The sequence below is a fragment of the Agathobaculum hominis genome (assembly GCF_014288055.1).
Taxonomy (GTDB): domain Bacteria; phylum Bacillota; class Clostridia; order Oscillospirales; family Butyricicoccaceae; genus Agathobaculum; species Agathobaculum hominis.
The window spans coordinates 20,772-39,504 of the sequence record NZ_JACOPK010000003.1; the positions used below are offsets into that span (position 1 = coordinate 20,772).

Here is an 18,733-nt window from a genome sequence, read left to right on the forward strand (position 1 = left end):
GAATGAGGGGCGCGATTTCTGACAGTTATTTTCGTTGACTTTTGATTTTTCGGACGATATAATAACAGTGTAAACGAGTAGCACAACTGCGTAAATCCAGTTTTCGTGCGGCTCGTTTTATTTTTTTGTTTTTTGAGCGTGCAGCATTCCGCGTAAGTCCAGCTTGACAAAAGCAGCTTATTCGGGGAGCAGCACGCTCTTTTTGTGCAAGAAAAAGGAGGAATTCATAAAAATGACGGAAAACAACAGAATGAAGGAGATGCCGGTAAACCGGCTGATGATGCGGATGGGGCTGCCGATGATCCTGTCCATGGCGCTGCAGGCGGTATACAACATCGTGGACAGCGCGTTCGTCGGAAATATGCGCGAGGGAGGCGAGGCGGCGCTCAACGCGATGACGCTGGCCTTTCCGGTGCAGATGCTCATGGTGGCGCTCGCCATCGGAACTGGCGTGGGCGTGAACGCGCTGCTCGCGCGCACGCTCGGGCAGGGAAACCGCGAAAAGGCGGCAAAGGTTGCCGGGAACGGTCTGTTCCTCGGCGCGGTCATTTATCTCATCTGTCTGCTGTTCGGCCTGGCAGGGGCAGGGGCGTATATCGCGTCGCAGACAGCGGACGCGCAGGTCATCGGCATGACGCACGACTACCTGTTCATCTGCTGCACATTCTCGTTCGGCGTTGTCTTTTTCTCGCTGTTCGAGAAGCTGCTTCAGGCAACAGGGCGTTCGCTGTACTCGACCATCGGCCAGATCACGGGCGCGGTCATCAATATCGTGCTCGACCCGGTTATGATCTACGGTCTCGGTCCGGTGCCGGAGCTGGGCGTCAGGGGCGCGGCGTGGGCGACCGTTATCGGTCAGGTCGCGTCAGCGGTGCTGCTTTTCGTATTCCATCTGCGCCTCAACCGCGAGTTTGACCGCGGCATCCGACAGCTGAAGCCGAAGACCGCAGTCATCCGGGATATTTACACCATCGGCCTGCCGGCGATCATCGCGCAGGCGCTCATGTCGGTCATGGTGTATGCGATGAATCTGATTTTGAAATTCGACGCCGCCGCCCAGACCGCCTACGGCCTGTTCTACAAGGTGCAGCAGTTCGTGCTGTTCCTCGCGTTCGGCCTGCGTGACGCGATCACGCCGATCGTCGCCTACGGCTGCGGCATGGGCAGCCGGAAGCGCGTCGAGGACGGCATCAGATACGGTCTGTTCTACACGGCTGTGCTCATGGCGGCCGGATTTGCGCTGACCGAGCTGTTCCCGGGCGCGTTCGCCTCGCTGTTCAATGCGGGTCAGTCGAGGGCGTATTTTATCGGCGCGATGCGCGTGATCTCGCTCAGCTTTGTGTTCGCCGGTATCAACATAGCGCTTCAGGGCGTTTATCAGGCGCTTGGCGGCGGCATGGAGTCGCTCGTGCTCTCGCTGCTGCGTCAGTTCGTCATCGTCCTGCCGCTCGCGTATGCGTTCTCTCTGGTGGTGCGCAGCGGCTTGGCCGGTGTTTCGCTCATCTGGTGGGCGATCCCGATCGCGGAGGCGCTGTCGTGCGCGGCAGGCTGCGTGCTCCTGAGGCGTATCCGGCGGAAAAATTTCTCTTGACATTCACGGCAGGCTGCGTATAATGATTACCAAAGATAATTATCTAGGGTAATCACTGGAGGGACATACATGACCATTGCGATGATAAAATCGCTGCTCGATGCGTGCTATCAGGCCAAGCGCATCCGCGACCTGCTGCCGCCGCTGCCGAAGGGCGTCGCGCCGGCATATATTCACTATCTGGACGTTATCGACCAGCTCGAACGGCAGGGCGTGCGCGTCAGGGTCTCCGACATCGGAGACACGCTCGACATCCCGCGCCCGGGCGTGACGCGGACGGTCAAGGAGATGGAGGCAAAGGGCTATCTGCGCAAGACCGCATCCGAGGAGGACGGCCGCGTGACCTACATCACCGCAACCGAAGCGGGAAAGCTGCTCTCGCAGCGGTACAACGAGCACTATTTTTCCCTGCTCGCGCCGCAGCTCGCAGATATTTCGGACGAGGACGCGGCGTGCACCGTCCGCACCATCGAGAGGATGCACTGCGTGATGAGCGAGAGGAGGGGACGCATCGATGAGTAACACAGCAGACTTTACGCAGGGCAGCATTCTGAAAAAGCTGTGCCGGTTCATGCTGCCGGTGCTCGGCGCACTGATCTTACAGGCGGCCTACGGCGCGGTCGACCTGCTCGTTGTCGGACGCTTCGGTTCGACCTCGGGTCTGTCGGCGGTCTCGACCGGCAGTCAGGTGCTCAATCTCGTGACATTCGTCGTGACGCAGCTTGCGATGGGCGTTACCGTGCTGATCGCGCGGTATATCGGCGAAAAACGCGAAAAGGAGATCGGCGCGGTGCTCGGCGGCGCGGCCGTCGTGTTCACCATTCTCGCAGGCTGTCTGTTCGTGCTGCTCGTGCTGTTCGCACGGCCGATCTCGGTGCTCATGCAGGCACCGCAGGAGGCGCTCGCGCTCACGGCAAGCTATGTGCGCATCTGCGGCTGCGGCATCCTGTTCATCGTTGCATACAACGTGCTCTCGGCGGTGTTCCGCGGTTTGGGAGACAGCCGTTCGCCGCTGCTGTTCGTGCTCGTGGCCTGCCTGGTCAATGTCGCAGGCGATCTGGTGCTCGTGGCCGGTCTGCATCTGGATGCGGCCGGTGCGGCGCTCGCGACCGTGCTCGCGCAGGCGGTCAGCGTTGGGTGCGCGCTCGCCATCCTGCGCCGCAAAAAGCTGCCGTTTACGTTCCGAAAGAGCGATGTGCGGCTCAATGAGCAGTGCAGACGCTTTCTCGCGATCGGTCTGCCGCTCGCCCTGCAGGAATTTCTGACGCAGCTCTCCTTCCTCGCGCTCTGCGCATTCGTCAACCGTCTGGGGCTTGCGGCCTCGTCCGGCTACGGCGTCGCGAGCAAGATCGTCAGCTTTGTCATGCTCGTGCCGAGTGCACTGATGCAGTCGATGGCGTCGTTCGTTGCGCAGAATATCGGCGCCGGCAACGTGAAGCGTGCAAAAAAGTCCATGTTTACCGGCATCGCGGTGGGCGTGGCGTTCGGCATCGTGATGTTCGCGCTCGTGCTGCGGAAGGGCGACGTTCTGGCCGGTCTGTTTTCGACCGATGCGGAGGTCGTGCGCAGGGGCTTTGAATATCTGCGCGGCTTCGCGCCCGAGACCATCGTGACCGCCGTTCTGTTCAGCATGGTCGGCTATTTCAACGGCAGCAATCGGACGCTGTGGGTCATGATACAGGGTCTCATCCAGACGCTGCTCGTCCGGCTTCCCCTTGCATATTACATGAGTATCCAGCCGAATGCAAGTCTGACGAAGATCGGCATGTCGGCGCCGGTCGCAACTGTGGTCGGCATTGTGCTGAACATCGGGTGCTTTCTCTATCTGAACCGGAGGGATGCAGCAAAACGAGGCGCGGAATAAACGGCTTTTACCGTTCTGCCGGTCTCTGCCCGCTCAAAAAAACGCGAAACGCAAAAGCCACCCTCGCGGGTGGCTCAGTCTGTCGATAAAGTTTGTTTTCACGCCAAAACAGCAGTCGCGCGGCAGCGCGCATTCAAAAGCGTTTGCTGCGCAAACGCATGAAAACCGGGGGCGTGTACCTCGGTTTTCATACTTTAAGAGGGAGAAAGTTTCCGTATGGGAACTTTCGGACGTCCGTGTTTTGCGAAGTCAAAACACAGATTGTCGGAAAAACGATAGTTTTTCGACAGTCTCAGCCACCCTTGCGGGTGGCTTTTTGCTGTTTCAGATAATATAGTCGTACTCGTCCGGGTTGGTGTGGATGAGGTCGGCGATCGTGATGTTGTCGAGGTAGTCGTTGATGACCTTGTCCAGACCCTTCCAGAGCGTCAGCGTGCGGCATTCGGATGCGTGCTCGCAGGCCTTGGCGCCCGGCTCCAGACAGGCGACCGGCGCCATCGAGTCCTCGGTCAGCCGCAGGATGCTGCCGACGGTGTATTCCTCGGGCGAGCGGGTGAGACGGTAGCCGCCGCCCTTGCCGCGCAGACCGGTCAGCAGTCTGGCGCGGACGAGCAGCTTGATGATGCTTTCCAGATATTTTTCCGAGATGCCCTGCCGCTCTGCGATGAGCTTGAGGGGGATATAGCCGTCCGTTGGATGCTCCGCAAGGTCGATCATGACGCGCAGCGCATAGCGGCCCTTGGTTGAGACCAGCATACTTTCTTTTCCTCCTTCATTCAATAAACCTATTATACGACACGGAAAATAGGAAAATCAACGAAAAAATTTTTCTAAAACCTATTGACAACATAGGAATGGTAGGATATAATTCAGATAAACCTACAGGAAAGGTTGGTATAAAAATGCGATACCAGATGACCTTCCGATGTCCGCGATGTTGACCATGGCAGACACGGAACACAGTTTATCATATAAAAAATAACAACGAGATATATCGGGAGGAAATTATCATGAGCAAGATTTACACATCCGCAGACCAGCTGATCGGTCACACTCCGCTTCTGGAGCTGGTGCATATCGAGAAGGAGGAGAAGCTCGAAGCAAAGGTTCTGGCGAAGCTCGAGTACTTCAATCCGGCCGGCAGCGTCAAGGACCGCATCGCAAAGGCAATGATCGACGACGCTGAAGCAAAGGGCCTGCTCAAGCCGGGCTCGGTCATCATCGAGCCGACCTCCGGCAACACCGGCATCGGTCTGGCGAGCGTTGCAGCCGCACGCGGCTACCGCATCATCATCGTAATGCCGGAGACCATGAGCGTGGAGCGCCGACAGCTGATGAAGGCTTACGGTGCAGAGCTTGTGCTGACCGAGGGCGCAAAGGGCATGAAGGGCGCGATTGCAAAGGCGGACGAGCTTGCGAAGGAGCTGCCGAACAGCTTTATCCCGGGTCAGTTCGTAAACCCGGCAAACCCGGCCGTGCACAAGGCGACCACCGGCCCGGAGATCTGGGAGGATACTGACGGCAATGTTGACATCTTTGTTGCGGGCGTAGGCACCGGCGGCACTGTTACCGGCACCGGCGAGTATCTCAAGAGCCAGAATCCGAACGTCAAGGTCGTTGCCGTTGAGCCGGCAAGTTCTCCGGTGCTCAGCCAGGGTCACGCGGGCGCGCATAAGATCCAGGGCATCGGCGCAGGCTTTGTTCCGGACGTTCTGGACACCAAAATCTACGACGAGATCATCACCGTGGAAAATGATGATGCCTTTGCGACCGGCAGGCTGATCGGCAAGCACGAGGGCGTTCTGGTCGGCATTTCCTCCGGCGCAGCTGTCTGGGCGGCGATCGAGCTTGCAAAGCGTCCGGAGAACAAGGGCAAGACCATCGTAGCGCTGCTGCCGGATACCGGCGACCGCTACCTGTCCACGCCGCTGTTCGCTGACTGATCACAGCATACCTATTTCAAAGCTCCAAATGTATTTTACAGCCTTAGGGAGACCTGTACGGTCTCCCTTTTGCATAAACAGACGAGAAGGAGGATGTAGTTATGATACCGACCCCGGAACAGGCATGGGAGCTGCTGCGCGAATATAACAAGGGGGATTTTCACAGAAAGCACGGACGCATCGTGGGCGATGTGCTGCGCTGGTACGCGAATGAGCTCGGCTATGGAGACGAGGCGGATTTTTGGCAGGCCGTCGGCATTCTGCACGATCTGGATTTCGAGCAGTGGCCCGAGCAGCACTGCACAAAGGAGCAGGAGCTGCTGCGCGAGCGCGGCATCGACGAGCGCCTCATTCATGCGGTCGCAAGCCACGGCTACGCGCTGACCGTGGACATCGCGCCGGAACATGAGATGGAAAAGGTGCTCTATGCGGCGGACGAGCTGACCGGCCTGATCGGCGCGGTCGCGCTCATGCGCCCGTCGAAGAGCGTTAGCGACATGGAAGTGAAATCGGTCAGAAAAAAGTACAAGGACAGGAAATTCGCCGCAGGCTGCTCGCGCAAGGTCATTGAGCGCGGCGCGGCGATGCTCAGCTGGGAGCTGAACACGCTTATCGAAAAGACCATTCTGGCGATGCGTGCGAGCGATGCTGTTGATTGAAAACAGGCGAAACTGCTGATAAAACGGCGGGAGAAGCACGGATAATTGGACGATGTGACGGAATTAGCAATTCATACAATTCCGATGTTGACACTGGGGAATGAGAGTGCTATTATATAACCAACAAAAACAGTAGGTTAACGGAAAGGAGCAGAAAAGCATGTTTATTCGGAACGAACGAATGTCGGGCTGCATGTGTATGTTTATGCCGCAGTATGCTCATCTGCTGTCTGCCCGATCGGATACGGGAACGGACGGACGCGGTCTTATTTGACGCCGCGCACTGTTCCGGATCATGGATCGTCCTGAAGCGGGGAGCTGTGGGCTCTCCGCTTTTTTGTGTAACAGGGAGGAATTGTTTTGATAGAACTGACACATATCTCCAAGAATTTCGTCTCCGGCGGACGCACGGTGCACGCCGTGCAGGACGTCAGCCTTTCGATCGGCAAGGGCGAGATCTTCGGCATCATCGGCTTCTCCGGCGCCGGCAAGTCCACGCTCGTGCGATGCATCAATCTGCTCGAGCGGCCGACCTCCGGCTCGGTCACAGTGGACGGAAAGGAAATGACCGCGCTCTCCGCGAGGGAGCTGCGGCAGGCGCGTAAAAAGATCGGCATGATTTTTCAGCATTTCAATCTGATGCCGTCGCGCACCGTATTCGGAAACGTCGCGTATCCGCTGCGCGGCAGCGGTCTTTCCAGAGAGCAGATCGCGGACAAGGTGCACAGGCTGCTTGAGCTGGTCGGCATCGGAGACAAGGCAGAGGCGTATCCGAAACAGCTCTCCGGCGGCCAGAAGCAGCGCGTTGCCATCGCGCGGGCACTCGCAAACGACCCGAATGTGCTGCTGTGCGACGAGGCGACCTCGGCGCTCGACCCCCAGACCACCAAGGCGATCCTGCGGCTGCTGAAGAACCTGAACGAGAAGCTCGGCATCACGGTCGTCATCATCACGCACGAGATGGCCGTGGTCAAGGAGATCTGCGACCGCGTAGCGGTCATGGAGCACGGCAGGGTCGTCGAGCAGGGCGAGGTATTCAATGTGTTCGCAGATCCCCGGCAGGAGATCACCCGGAGCTTTATCCATACGACATCCAATCTCCGTAAGATCGAGGAGCTCATCGAGGAGGACTCTCCGGTGGTGCAGCTGAAGCCGGGCGAGCTCATCGTGCGCCTGAGCTACATTCAGCGCAACGTTTCCGAGCCGCTGATCTCGACGGTATCGCGCAAGTTCGATATTGTGCTCAACATTATCTTTTCCGATATTGCCATCGTGCAGAATGCGCCGATCGGCGGCACGGTCGCCATCATCAGCGGCGAGCGTGAACAGATCACGCAGGCAATCGCATATCTCATTGAGAAAAACGTAGGAGTGGAGGTGATCCGTGATGCAAGAATTTCTGAATAACATCATTCCGAACGTAATGGCAAAGCTGCCGGACTTCTACGCGGCGATCGGCGATACGCTGCTCATGGTGGTCTGGTCGGGTGCGATCTCGTTCGTGCTCGGTCTGGCGCTCGGCGTGCTGCTCACGGTCACAAAGCCGGGCGGCATTCTGGAAAACAAAGTCGTCTACCAGATCGTCGACAAGCTGGTCAGCCTGTTCCGCTCCATCCCGTTCATCATCCTGCTGACGTGGGTCATGCCGTTCTCCCGCGTCATCATGGGCACGGCGCTGTATGTGCGCGGCGCGATCGTTCCTCTGGTGTTCGGCGCGGTGCCGTTCTTCACCCGGCAGGTCGAGGGCGCGCTCGCGGAGCTGGACGGCGGTCTGATCGAGGCGGCGCTCTCCATGGGCTCGACGCCGCTTGAGATCATCTTCCGCGTCTACCTCAAGGAAAGCGTCGCGGCGATCGCACGCGGCACGACCATCACGGCCATCAGCCTGCTCAACCTCACTGCAATGGCGGGCGTTGTCGGCGCAGGCGGTCTGGGCGATTTCGCCATCCGCTATGGCCACGACCGCAACATGGTCGACATCACCAACGTCACGGTGCTGGTCCTGGTCATTATCGTTTGCATTATGGAGTTCATTGGCGGCCAGGTCGTCAGGAAGAACACGCATTAAGGAGAGTCTGACATGAGTATTTCCAATCGTAAAGTTGTTATCGTGGGCGCAGGCCATGTCGGCTCCCATGTCGGCTATGCGCTGATCTCGCAGAGCCTCGCAGACGAGATCGTCTACATCGACTCCGACCGCGCAAAGGCTGTTGCACAGGCGCTCGATCTGACCGACGCGACCAACTATCTGCCGGTCCGCACCAAAGTCACCGCCGGTGATTACAGCGATGCCGCCGATGCGCAGATCATGATCATCGCGGCAGGCCCGCTGCCGAGCGGCAGTCAGACCCGCATGGATACGCTGGGGCAGACCATCGAGATCCTGAAGGAAGTTACCGCATCCATCAAAAAATCCGGCTTTGACGGCATTATCGTCAATATCTCCAACCCGGCGGACGTTATCACGCATTATATTCAGCACACGCTGAACTGGGTACCGGAGCGTATCTTTTCCACGAGCACCACGCTCGATTCCGCAAGACTGCGCCGCGCGATCGCGCAGGAGACCGGCATCGACCAGAAATCCATCACTGCATACGCGCTCGGCGAGCACGGCGAGAGCCAGATGGTCGCGTGGTCGGCTGTCACCATTGCCGGCAAGCCGCTCAGCCAGTGGCGCGACGAGTACCCGGACACGTTCGGAAAGCTCGACCTCGATGCCCTCGCCGATGCGGGCCGCGAGGGCGGCTGGACCATCCTGCGCGGCAAGGGCTGTACCGAGTTCGGTATCGGCGCGTCTGCGGCGGAGGTCGTCCGCGCCATCTTCTACAACGAGAACCGCGTCCTTTCGGTCTCTGTCCTGCTGGACGGTCAGTACGGTCAGCACGATGTCTATGCGAGCGTCCCGGCGATCGTGGGTCGCGACGGCATCGCGCACATCATCGAGCTGCATCTCACCCCGGAGGAGCAGGAGAAGTTCGACGCCTCCTGCCGGACCATGAGCGACAATTATCAGCTTTCGCTCACCCTCTAACATCAGTTAATTAAAAAGTTCACATCATAAATGGAGGTAATCCCAATGAAGCTCAAAAGAATTATCGCACTTTCCCTGTCCGCCGCCAGCCTCGCGCTCGCTCTGACCGCATGCGGCTCTTCGAGCAGTGCTTCCGATGATGCCGCACAGGCATCCGGCAGCAGCGACGCACAGACCACCGTAAAGCTCGGCGTTGTCGGCGCGATCTACGAGGATATCTGGGCGCCGGCGAAGGAGAAGCTCGCAGACGAGGGCATCGACCTCGAGTTCGTACAGTTTTCCGATTATGTAACCCCGAACAATGCGCTCGCCAACGGCGAGATCGACCTCAACGCCTTCCAGCACCGCATCTATCTCCAGAGCGAGATCGACAGCTACGGCTACGAGATCGAGAACATCGGCAACACCTTCATCATCCCGCTCAACCTGTACTCCGACAAGGTGAAGTCGGTCGATGAGCTCAAGGACGGCGATACCGTCGCTATCCCGGACGACGCGACCAACGGCGGCCGCGCACTCAAGGTGCTGGAGGCTGCCGGCCTCATCAAGCTCAAGGACGGCGCGGATTTCAACCCGACCGTTGATGACATCGAGACCTATAACAAGCAGATCAAGATTGAGGAGCTGAAGGCGAACATCATCCCGTCCACGCTCGCGGATGTGACCGCAGGCGTTGTAAACGGCAACTATGCTCTCGATTTCGGCCTCAAGACCGAGGACGCGATCTACAAGGACGACAAGCTGGACATTGAGGAATACTGGAACCTTATCGCAGCGCGCACCGAGGATCTGTCCGACCCGGCGAAGGTCGAGACCTATAGGAAGGTCGTTGCGGCGTTCCAGTCGGACGAGACCGAGGCGGTATTCAACGATCAGTTCGGCGGCTACTTCATCAAGGCAGGCTGGGATCAGGACCTGCTCGCTGACAAGTAAAATGCAACCGTACAGTGCCGCCGTTTCGGCGGCACTTTCCACAGGAAGGAAATGACCATGCAAATCAACAGACAGGCTCTGCGGAGCATCATCCCGGACGAGGCGCGCCTGCTTTTTGCGGAACAGATTCCGCCGGAATACCAGAGCGACGCGCTCGGGCGCAGAACCGGCACGGCATTTCCAAGCGTCCGTATTTCCTGCGCGAGACGCCGAAGGAAAATCTCGCCGTGATGAACCGCATCAAGACGGCGCTCGACCCGAAACATATCTTGAACGATCAGAAATCTTACATTGTGGGAGGAAAATAAAATGCAGAGCTTATCCGAACGCACGGCCGGCTTCACCGACTCGGTCATCCGCCGCATGACGCGCGTTTCCATGCAGTACGGCGCGGTCAACGTGTCGCAGGGCTTCCCGGACTTTGAACCGCCGAAGGAGATCCTCGACCGCATGGCGCAGGTCGCCTATGAGGATTTTCATCAGTATTCCATCACCTGGGGCTCGCAGAACTTTCGCGAGGCGCTCGCCGCCAAGCAGTCGCGCTGTATGGGCCGGAAGATCGACCCGAACACCGAGATCGTCACGACCTGCGGCAGCACCGAGGCGATGATGGCGGCGATGATGACCGTCACCAATCCGGGCGACAAGGTCATCATTTTCTCCCCGTTCTACGAAAACTACGGCGCGGATACCATCCTGTCGGGCGCAGAGCCGATCTATGTGCCGCTCGTGCCGCCGGATTTCCATTTTGACCCGGCCGTCCTCGAGGATGCGTTCCGCCAGCACCCCAAGGCGATGATCCTGTGCAACCCCTCCAATCCCTGCGGCAAGGTGTTCACGCGCGAGGAGCTGGAATTTATCGCGACGCTCGCGGAAAAGTACGATACCTATGTCATCACTGACGAGGTCTACGAGCACATCGTCTACGCGCCGCACAAGCATACCTACTTCGCGACCCTGCCGGGCATGTGGGATCGCACGCTGTCGTGCTCGTCGCTGTCCAAGACCTACTCGATCACCGGCTGGCGTCTCGGCTACATCATCGCGCCGCCGAACATCATCGACCGCGCGAAAAAGGTGCACGATTTCCTGACGGTCGGCGCGGCGGCGCCGCTTCAGGAGGCCGTTGTCACCGGACTGAAGTTCGGGCCGGGATACTATGACGACCTGCTCGCCAAGTACACTCATAAAAAGGAGCTGTTCCTCAAGGGTCTGGACGAGCTGAACATCACGCACACCGACCCGGAGGGCGCGTATTATGTGCTGCTCGACATTTCCGAGTTCGGCTACGAGAGCGATCTCGAATTCTGCGAGGATTTGGCGCATTATGCCGGCGTGGGCGCGGTCCCGGGCTCGAGCTTTTTCCGCGAGCCGGTCAACCACCTCATCCGCCTGCATTTTGCGAAGAAGGACGAGACGCTGCTCGAGGCGCTGAACCGTCTGGAGGGTCTGCGCACGAAGATCAAGCCGAAAAAGTAAGGAGGACGTATCATGGACGTAAGGAAAGCGGCGGAGGCGGCGCACGACTATCTCGTTTCCATCCGCCGGGAATTTCATCAGCATCCCGAGCTGAGCATGCAGGAATTCCGCACCGCGCAGAGGATCGAAGAGGAGCTTGACCGGCTCGGCATCCCGCACACCCGTGTCGGGGAGACCGGCGTGCTCGGCACGCTGCGCGGCGAAAAGGAGGGCGGAGGAGCCGTCGTCCTGCGCGCGGACATCGATGCGCTCCCCATCGAGGAGACGCATGAATGCGCGTACCGCTCGCAGAATCCCGGCGTCATGCACGCCTGCGGCCATGATGCGCACGCGGCCTGCCTGCTCGGCGGTGCGAAGATCCTCGCGGAGCACCGGGACGCCTTCGGGGGCGAGGTGCGGCTGGTGTTTCAGCCGGCAGAGGAGATCGGGCAGGGCGCAAAGCCGTTCATCGCGGCGGGCGTGCTGGACGGCGCGGAGCGCGTGTTCGGCCTGCATACCGCGCACGATCTGAGATCCGGCACGGTCGGCCTCAAGCCGGGTCTGAACAACGCCGCCGTCGACCATTTCCGCATCGAGGTGCACGGTAAATCCACCCATGTCTCCACGCCGCACCTCGGCACGGACGCGCTCTATATCGCAAGCCAGATCGTCGTCGCGGTGCAGGGACTGGTCACGCGCATGACCTCGCCGACCGAGCCGGTCATCATCGGCATCGGCTGCCTGAACGCCGGCACGACCTACAACGCCGTGGCGGAGCACGCCGTCATGGAGGGCACGACGCGCACGGTGTCGCAGGAGAGCCGCGACCGCATCCGCAGACTGGTAACTGAGACGGCGGACAGCATCGCCGCCATTTACGGCGGCACGGCCGAGATCGTCTGGACGGACTTTGCCGCCGCGCTCATCAATGACGCAGAGGTGTGTCGCGAGGCGGCGGCTGTCGCGGACAGTCTGCTCGGCGAGGGGCATGTCGTTACCGACCGCGAGCTGTCGCTGAGCGGCGATAACTTCGCGGAATTCGAGCTGTACAGGCCGGGCGCCTATGCCTACCTCGGCACGGGCAACCCGGACAAGCCGCACACGGTCGTTTCCAACCACAACGGCGGCTTTGATGTGGATGAGGATGCGCTCGTGACCGGCGCGGCGCTCTACGCCGGCTACGCGCTCGCAAGACTGGGATAAAGACAAGGAGGGAACGTCATGGACAATCCACTGCGCTATCAGATGACCGAATATGACTGCGGCCCGACGAGCATGCTCAATGCAGTCAGCTACCTGTTCCGCCGCGACGAGATACCGCCCGAGCTGACCCGGAACATCATGCTGTACTGTCTGGACTGCTTCGGCGAGGACGGCAGCACGGGCAGGCGCGGCACCTCGCGGATGGCGATGATGTTCCTCAGCAACTGGCTCAACGGCTATGGCGAGACCGGCCATCTGGCGGTATCGAGCCGCTATCTGTCCGGCCGGGAGGTGAACTTCTCCCAGAACGGCCCGCTCCGGGACGCTCTGCGGCGCGGCGGCGCGGCGGTCGTGCGGCTCGACCTGGAGGGCTGGCACTATGTGCTGCTGACCCGTATCGAGGGCGGGGACGTTTATCTGTTCGACCCGTATTACCATGAGGGGCCGTTCGACAACGCTGCGCTGCGCGTCACCGACGAGCATCCCTGCTCCTATAACCGTATCGTTCCCGTTCACTATTTCGAGCGGGAGGAGATCAGCGTCTATTCGCTCGGGCCCTTCGATACCCGGGAGGCCATCCTGCTGTTCAATACGGACACCGAGCTGACCGAGGACAAGACGGTCGAGTATTTCATCTGAGATTGCCGCGAAGCTGTGTTTTTTCGTCACTCTCTTGCCAAGACCGCCCTGTGTGCGTATAATGAAAGTGCATAACGGAATTCAGACAAGGGAGTGAGTGATATGGAACGGGATTTCCTCAAGCAGAGCATTCGTAGAGAACTGGATTACTATCGGGACGGCCTGTTCAATGAGGACGGGGACGAAGAGTGGGTGCGCGCATGGTCTGCGCCGGATGATGATGACTCGATGGCGGAAAACGGCTTTCTGAATGTCGCGATGGCGCATCTCACAGGCGACGAGTGCGACGAGATCGTGCTGCTCGGCACGGAATACGGCTATCATCAGCCAGATTACGACAGCTATATCGACATCGGCGCCGCTTTTGTCAACGATATGAGCACCGGCTTTCTTCAGACCGAGGGAAGCGAGGAGGACTGGGAACAGCTGATCGACAGTATCGCGGATATTCTGGGGAAAAGCCTGTCGCGAGACTGACGCTTCGGTGACGGGCAGGACAGGAGCCGCACAGAGGGCGTGAACAGAAAAAGTAAAATTTTTTTAAAATACCTATTGACAATCTGCACCCTGCATGATATTATATATAAGCACTCTGAAGTGAAGCTTCGCTGACAGAGTGAGAAATGAATATCGCGGGGTAGAGCAGTTGGTAGCTCGTCGGGCTCATAACCCGGAGGCCGCAGGTTCAAGTCCTGTCCCCGCAACCATGTTTAACCGCTGATTTCGTAAGAAATCAGCGGTTTTTTTTATTTTTTAGAGGTTTGGAGGGATACGGACAGGCGCTCTGGCCCCAATTGTACCCCAACGGGGTGTCAAATAAGGAAGATAATTTTTGTGCAGTTTATAGAAAATCAAAGAATATTTTATAAGAAAGTCTGGGAAATTTCTGGATTCAATGATGCTGTAGAAGAATATATGGATGATTTGAATGGTTCTATTTCGAGCAAGTTCATAGATGTTCAAGAGGATGTTGAACGCGAAGTCAATGGAGCATTAGAGGATTTTGGAAAGCAATTGAAGAAAGCAATCGACGAGAAACTGACACAATTGAAACAGTATGTATAAATCCCGGTAAATGTAAGGAGTTGATAGACGATGCTTTGTCCTAAATGCGGCATATCCAACAATAAGAAGCTGTTGATTGCATAAGCTCAAGTCAAAACCACCAGCTAAGCTGGCTGTCAGCATGTCCAGACACCCGGTCATTGTGCCCCATTTTTCCCCGTTTCAGCATCCCTCACCACTCATTTTTCCCGTTTACAAACGAAAAAGCCCAGCTTTCGCTGGACTTTTTCGACAGACTGGGGCATCCAAAAGGGTGCCCTTTTTTCATTTCTGCAGGCCATGTACAGCCCACTCTGCTTCTGCCCTGTTCGTATCTAGGATACTCAACTGGCACTTCGATTTGCAGGATGCATGGATCTGGGCGCTTTACTCCCCATCCACAGGCTTGCCAACCATGTATACCCAGCCATGAGGAGGACAGACAGAATATGTCCAGTACCCGATGACCACACCGTCAAAGGGAGCAATGACCCGATCCACTTCCTCTCCGAACAGGTTCGTAATGATGGAAAGCGTGTCGCCCTTACGCACAGAATCCATTGCCTTCTTCACAGGCACATGAATCCCGCCGTTGCGGTTATAGATATAATCAATGTCATAGTGGTGTACGCCCTCATTGGCGGGCACGCTGCCCTCCAGAATCCCCAGCAGGGTCATCACATTGCGAATTCCGGTCTCCAACATCTGCTTGTGCTCATCCCGCTGATACATGCGGGTGCACTGTCCGCCGATCTCGGGTGTAATGCAGGGAATGCCCATCTGATAGGCATACTCATCCTCAATTCCGCTGTTCTCCGCGTAGCGGGTGTTCTTCCACAAGACCTTAAAGCCAAAGCACTGGGCCATTTCACGGGACTTATACGCCACAGGAGACTCCTCTCCGCAGTACAGCACAACAGGCTCCAGATACTCGCTGTTGCCGCCGCCGTGGATGCAGATCACCGCGTCAGCCTTCTTGATGATGTTCTCACAGTACCAGCTGCACACATAAGCCGTCATGGGGTCGGTTCCGCCCGGATAGATGCGATTCAGATCCTGGGGCACAAAGTCCAGGGTATTATAGCGCTTCATTTCGGCAAAGGCCTCTGCATTCAGGGCAGGGATTCCAATGAAGCTTCCCTTCATCTTGGATACATCCAGCCCCTCAAAGGTCTTGATAATTCCCTCAGTACCCTCATACTCGTCGCCGTGGTTGCAGGCATCCACCACCAACGTGGGACCGTCCTGGGCGCCCACCGCCAGCATAATGGGAATATTCACCCATGAACCGTTGGCCCGCTGGGCCAAATGAATAAAACCATATTCCTTGGTGCCCTTCTTTTGGAGTGCCTGGGTAAGATCAAACGATTCGTCATACTCTTTGATATTGGTCTGCATAATCCATATCCCTTTTCTCTATCATACCACACTGTCCGCGTCGCTGTTCAGTGCTTGGACAATGCTTGTGCACTCAGATACAAAGCGGTTCACCTGCCGGCGGAAGGCTGTCCGCCAATACAAAAATTCCTGAGGTGGCAGGTCGTTGCGGTGCTTGCCCCTGACCAGCTGCAGACCGGGCAGCAGGCCCACTGCAAATGTGTTGTCAAAGTGATATTCATCACAGGCACTGCACAGCAGTCTCGTCAGCCGGCCTCCTGCCTCCTTCGCCTGTCTGTCACTGGAAAAGCAGATACGCCCGGCACAGGCCTTGTCCAGCTCCTCCAGTGCCCGTTCTACAGGAGCGAAATCAAAGTCATCGCCGCAATGGGTCCGGATGTCTGCCACAGTATCTCTCATTTGCGCCAGACACCCTGCCGCGTCAAAGGGAAGATGCGCTTCATCGGCAAACTCTTTTACCAGCTCCACCAGCACCCGTGTATCCCTCATCAGAAGCTGGGGGTCCACCTTATCCATGGTATCCTCCACGGAATGCCACCACCAGCCTCCGCCGCTGCCTGCACAGTGCCAGCGGCCACGGTTGGGCGGCGCCTGATAAAAGTCAAAGGACACCTGGATGGGAATGCGCGGCCCGAAAAATGACAGGTCTGATCCCCGCCCCAGCGGGCGGATCACCACCTCAGCCTGCCCGGTGCACCGACGCAGGATATCCCCAAGGGTATCCCCTGCCACACCGGACGTGGAAAACCCGATCTCCTGCGCTCCCATACAGCCGGGAGAGTCCATGTTGACCAGCGCCACACAACGGGCATCCAGGTCCTCAAACTGCTCATCGCAGTACCAAGTGCTCCCGGCATACCGTCCGTTGGAGTGGGCCGGCCACCACGCGATTTTGACACCCCGCCGCAGCTGCTTCTGGGACAGTACCCGTGCCAGTTCCAACACAGCGGCATTCCCGGTGGCATTATCCGTCACACCATAATCCCAGGAGTCATAGTGGCTGCCCACCAGCACATACTCCGGCGTTTCACCGGCCAGCTCGGCTACAGGGATCTGAAGACGCACACATCCACACTGTAGTACGCTGCGCACCGTCGCGGTACGGCTGCAGGCTCCAGGCGTCAGCAAGGGCAGTATGGATTCTCTGTCACAGCTTCTCAGGCCCACCACCGGAAAATCAGGATAGGTTTTTCCGTTTTCAGGCTCCGCGGTGCCCCACACAGGGCTGACCGTCTCGTAGTGAAGCACAGGCTCCTCGCTGGTCCACAGATGGATCAGGCCCTTTACACCGTATCCCCGCAGCTTTTGAACATAGTCCTCATAAAAATTGTCCCCAATCACGATGCAGCCCCGCGCCCCCGCGTACCAATCCTGCTCCTGTCTGGGCTTCAGCTGGTCGTGGGCATGGACATCATAAAACAAGGGAGCGGTCACTCCGTCCGGACAATGGGCGGAGAAGGAACGGGGAAGGGCTTCAAAGGTCTGATCCATCCCCTCTACAGTAACTGACGCTTCTATAGGAGTGGAGACATATCCGTCACACTCATACACGCGGCATGGAATGCCCCATTCCTGCAGCTTCTTGATCAGATAGCCGCAGGCACGGTGCTCATCTTCCGAACCGCCGATGCGCTTCAGCCCGGAAAACACATCCAGTGTCTCCATCAGGCATTCCCGTGAGAGTTCTTCCATTCCTCAATTCTCCTTTTGGTGTGCAAGGAAACACTGGTACACATCCTGCCAGGCAGCCTCATCCGTCACAAGGCGGAAGGCAGCCAGTGCACAGCACACAGCACCGTCATAGATGCCCTGATGAGCCCGCGCCTCTTTCCCGGTCTTTACCCATGCGTCCGTGTGAGGAGGATCATCTGTCTCGATGGTCTTTACCCGCAGGCAGCAGCTGGGCAGCCGGTGGGTCACCGCGCCGAAATCGGTAGAACCGCAGTCCTTCCGGGGCGGAGCAATTCCGTCACACGCAAATTTTTCTGCACACTCCATCAGCAGCGCACCCATGGCATCATTGATGGTGGTGTTGTAAATATGCGCCACAGGGGTAATTTGTACCTGTGTCTGGGTAGCCATGGCAGCAGCCTGGGCAATCTCCCGGGTCCACTGCTCCACGCTCTCCAGATACGCCATGGAGGAGTGGCGGATCTCTACCTTAACCTTGGCAAAATCGGGCACGGAGTTGACTGCCGTCCCCCCAGCCAGCACAATATTGCTCACCCGGCTGGAATCCTTGAGGTGATTGCGCATGAGCCCAAGCCCTGTCTGCAGCATGGTCACCGCATCCACTGCGCTGCGCCCAGCATAAGGCGCAATACCCGCGTGGGCGGTTTTGCCGTGAAATTCCACATCCATCTCGATCAGAGCCAGAGAGGGCGTCTCCAGCTGGGTCAATGTGCTGCCGTGCACCATGAAGGCCACATCAATATGGTCAAACCCGCCGTGGGCGGCCATCTCGTTTTTGCCTCCGTCCAGCGACTCCTCGCTGGGCGTCCCGATCACATGGATCTCAAAGGGCTGGTCCGAAGACTCCAGCACTCCCCGCAGGGCCATTGCCGCGCCGATCATGGCAGGGGTCTGCATATGGTGGGCGCAGCCATGTCCCTGGCCCCGCAGCGCATCATATTCCCCTAAAAATCCTACTGCGCGCCCTCCGGCAGCCCGCCCTCCCTTGTGGCGGTACACGGCACAAAAAGCCGTATCCAGCCCGGCGTAGGGAATGGTTACTTCAAAATCGTGGGCTCGCAGCCACTTTGTCAGCGCAGCTGAGGAGCGGTACTCCTCATAGCCCGGCTCGGCGTAATCAAAAATTTCGTCGCTCAGCGCGCACAGCTGCGGCATCAGCTCTGAAACGATATTCGCAATTTGCTTCTGAATTTCTTCCATGGCATGTCCCATCCTATATCTTTGAAATTTATAATATCCTGCCGTCGCGCCATGCAGTTGCGGCGGCCAGCTCTA

Annotated in this window: 20 protein-coding genes and 1 tRNA gene; 17 read left to right on the forward strand and 4 right to left on the reverse strand. The window is 58.1% G+C overall.

Annotated features, from left to right (window positions below; all coding sequences use genetic code 11):
• Positions 1 to 232: 232 nt before the first annotated feature.
• The 3 genes from H8S02_RS03600 (at position 233) to H8S02_RS03610 (ending at position 3,455) form a co-directional block, all read left to right on the forward strand.
• On the forward strand, positions 233 to 1,591 hold the full coding sequence (locus tag H8S02_RS03600; protein WP_186969340.1) for an MATE family efflux transporter: 1,359 nt from the start codon (positions 233 to 235) through the stop codon (positions 1,589 to 1,591).
• A 69-nt stretch (positions 1,592 to 1,660) separates the two neighbouring features.
• Positions 1,661 to 2,113: a MarR family winged helix-turn-helix transcriptional regulator gene (locus tag H8S02_RS03605; RefSeq protein WP_186969341.1), complete on the forward strand. Its 453-nt coding sequence runs from the start codon at positions 1,661 to 1,663 to the stop codon at positions 2,111 to 2,113.
• Positions 2,106 to 3,455: an MATE family efflux transporter gene (locus tag H8S02_RS03610; protein ID WP_186969342.1), complete on the forward strand. Its 1,350-nt coding sequence runs from the start codon at positions 2,106 to 2,108 to the stop codon at positions 3,453 to 3,455. Before H8S02_RS03605 ends, H8S02_RS03610 begins: the two co-directional genes overlap by 8 nt.
• A 324-nt stretch (positions 3,456 to 3,779) precedes the next feature.
• Here H8S02_RS03610 and H8S02_RS03615 read toward each other — a convergent pair whose 3' ends face one another.
• The gene (locus tag H8S02_RS03615; protein ID WP_186969343.1) at positions 3,780 to 4,211 is read right to left on the reverse strand and encodes an RrF2 family transcriptional regulator; all 432 of its coding nucleotides are present in this window, start codon (positions 4,209 to 4,211) and stop codon (positions 3,780 to 3,782) included.
• 254 nt (positions 4,212 to 4,465) lie between these two features.
• On the opposite strand from H8S02_RS03615, the gene cysK reads away from it, so the two are divergent.
• From cysK to H8S02_RS03680, 14 genes are all read left to right on the forward strand, one after another.
• A complete protein-coding gene (gene cysK / locus H8S02_RS03620; protein ID WP_186969344.1) occupies positions 4,466 to 5,398 on the forward strand; it encodes a cysteine synthase A in 933 nt (310 codons plus the stop codon).
• Between the two features lie 101 nt (positions 5,399 to 5,499).
• A complete protein-coding gene (locus H8S02_RS03625; protein WP_186969345.1) occupies positions 5,500 to 6,057 on the forward strand; it encodes a hydrolase in 558 nt (185 codons plus the stop codon).
• 360 nt (positions 6,058 to 6,417) lie between these two features.
• Entirely contained in the window at positions 6,418 to 7,464 is a 1,047-nt protein-coding gene (locus H8S02_RS03630) for a methionine ABC transporter ATP-binding protein (protein ID WP_186969346.1), read from the forward strand.
• Positions 7,445 to 8,125: a methionine ABC transporter permease gene (locus H8S02_RS03635; RefSeq protein ID WP_186969347.1), complete on the forward strand. Its 681-nt coding sequence runs from the start codon at positions 7,445 to 7,447 to the stop codon at positions 8,123 to 8,125. The genes H8S02_RS03630 and H8S02_RS03635 overlap by 20 nt, the downstream gene beginning before the upstream one ends.
• Before the next feature lie 12 nt (positions 8,126 to 8,137).
• On the forward strand, positions 8,138 to 9,091 hold the full coding sequence (locus H8S02_RS03640; RefSeq protein ID WP_186969348.1) for an L-lactate dehydrogenase: 954 nt from the start codon (positions 8,138 to 8,140) through the stop codon (positions 9,089 to 9,091).
• A 45-nt stretch (positions 9,092 to 9,136) separates the two neighbouring features.
• Entirely contained in the window at positions 9,137 to 10,024 is an 888-nt protein-coding gene (locus H8S02_RS03645) for a MetQ/NlpA family ABC transporter substrate-binding protein (RefSeq protein ID WP_186969349.1), read from the forward strand.
• A gap of 57 nt (positions 10,025 to 10,081) precedes the next feature.
• Entirely contained in the window at positions 10,082 to 10,255 is a 174-nt protein-coding gene (locus tag H8S02_RS12400) for a hypothetical protein (RefSeq protein WP_207722067.1), read from the forward strand.
• Positions 10,222 to 10,332 carry an FAD-linked oxidase C-terminal domain-containing protein gene (locus tag H8S02_RS12405; protein WP_207722061.1) on the forward strand — a complete coding sequence of 37 codons (111 nt, stop codon included), beginning with the start codon at positions 10,222 to 10,224 and terminating at the stop codon, positions 10,330 to 10,332. The genes H8S02_RS12400 and H8S02_RS12405 overlap by 34 nt, the downstream gene beginning before the upstream one ends.
• Position 10,333: 1 nt before the next feature.
• Complete coding sequence (locus tag H8S02_RS03655) at positions 10,334 to 11,503, forward strand: pyridoxal phosphate-dependent aminotransferase (protein WP_186969351.1); 1,170 nt, start codon at positions 10,334 to 10,336, stop codon at positions 11,501 to 11,503.
• A gap of 12 nt (positions 11,504 to 11,515) precedes the next feature.
• Entirely contained in the window at positions 11,516 to 12,685 is a 1,170-nt protein-coding gene (locus H8S02_RS03660; RefSeq protein ID WP_186969352.1) for a M20 metallopeptidase family protein, read from the forward strand.
• 18 nt (positions 12,686 to 12,703) lie between these two features.
• Positions 12,704 to 13,324, forward strand: coding sequence for a peptidase C39 (locus tag H8S02_RS03665; protein WP_186969353.1), 621 nt, complete (start codon positions 12,704 to 12,706; stop codon positions 13,322 to 13,324).
• 102 nt (positions 13,325 to 13,426) lie between these two features.
• Positions 13,427 to 13,801 carry a hypothetical protein gene (locus H8S02_RS03670; RefSeq protein WP_186969354.1) on the forward strand — a complete coding sequence of 125 codons (375 nt, stop codon included), beginning with the start codon at positions 13,427 to 13,429 and terminating at the stop codon, positions 13,799 to 13,801.
• A gap of 154 nt (positions 13,802 to 13,955) precedes the next feature.
• Positions 13,956 to 14,031, forward strand: a tRNA-Met gene (locus H8S02_RS03675).
• 127 nt (positions 14,032 to 14,158) lie between these two features.
• Positions 14,159 to 14,389 carry a hypothetical protein gene (locus tag H8S02_RS03680; RefSeq protein ID WP_186969355.1) on the forward strand — a complete coding sequence of 77 codons (231 nt, stop codon included), beginning with the start codon at positions 14,159 to 14,161 and terminating at the stop codon, positions 14,387 to 14,389.
• Positions 14,390 to 14,755: 366 nt separating this feature from the next.
• Here the strand turns inward: H8S02_RS03680 and H8S02_RS03685 are convergent, their stop codons facing one another.
• From H8S02_RS03685 to H8S02_RS03695, 3 genes are read right to left on the reverse strand one after another with little or no spacing between them, the layout of a single operon-like run.
• Positions 14,756 to 15,766 carry a succinylglutamate desuccinylase/aspartoacylase family protein gene (locus tag H8S02_RS03685; RefSeq protein ID WP_186969356.1) on the reverse strand — a complete coding sequence of 337 codons (1,011 nt, stop codon included), beginning with the start codon at positions 15,764 to 15,766 and terminating at the stop codon, positions 14,756 to 14,758.
• A 21-nt stretch (positions 15,767 to 15,787) separates the two neighbouring features.
• A complete protein-coding gene (locus tag H8S02_RS03690; RefSeq protein WP_116705284.1) occupies positions 15,788 to 17,458 on the reverse strand; it encodes a M28 family peptidase in 1,671 nt (556 codons plus the stop codon).
• 3 nt (positions 17,459 to 17,461) lie between these two features.
• Positions 17,462 to 18,658 carry an amidohydrolase gene (locus H8S02_RS03695; RefSeq protein ID WP_158574692.1) on the reverse strand — a complete coding sequence of 399 codons (1,197 nt, stop codon included), beginning with the start codon at positions 18,656 to 18,658 and terminating at the stop codon, positions 17,462 to 17,464.
• Positions 18,659 to 18,733 lie beyond the last annotated feature (75 nt).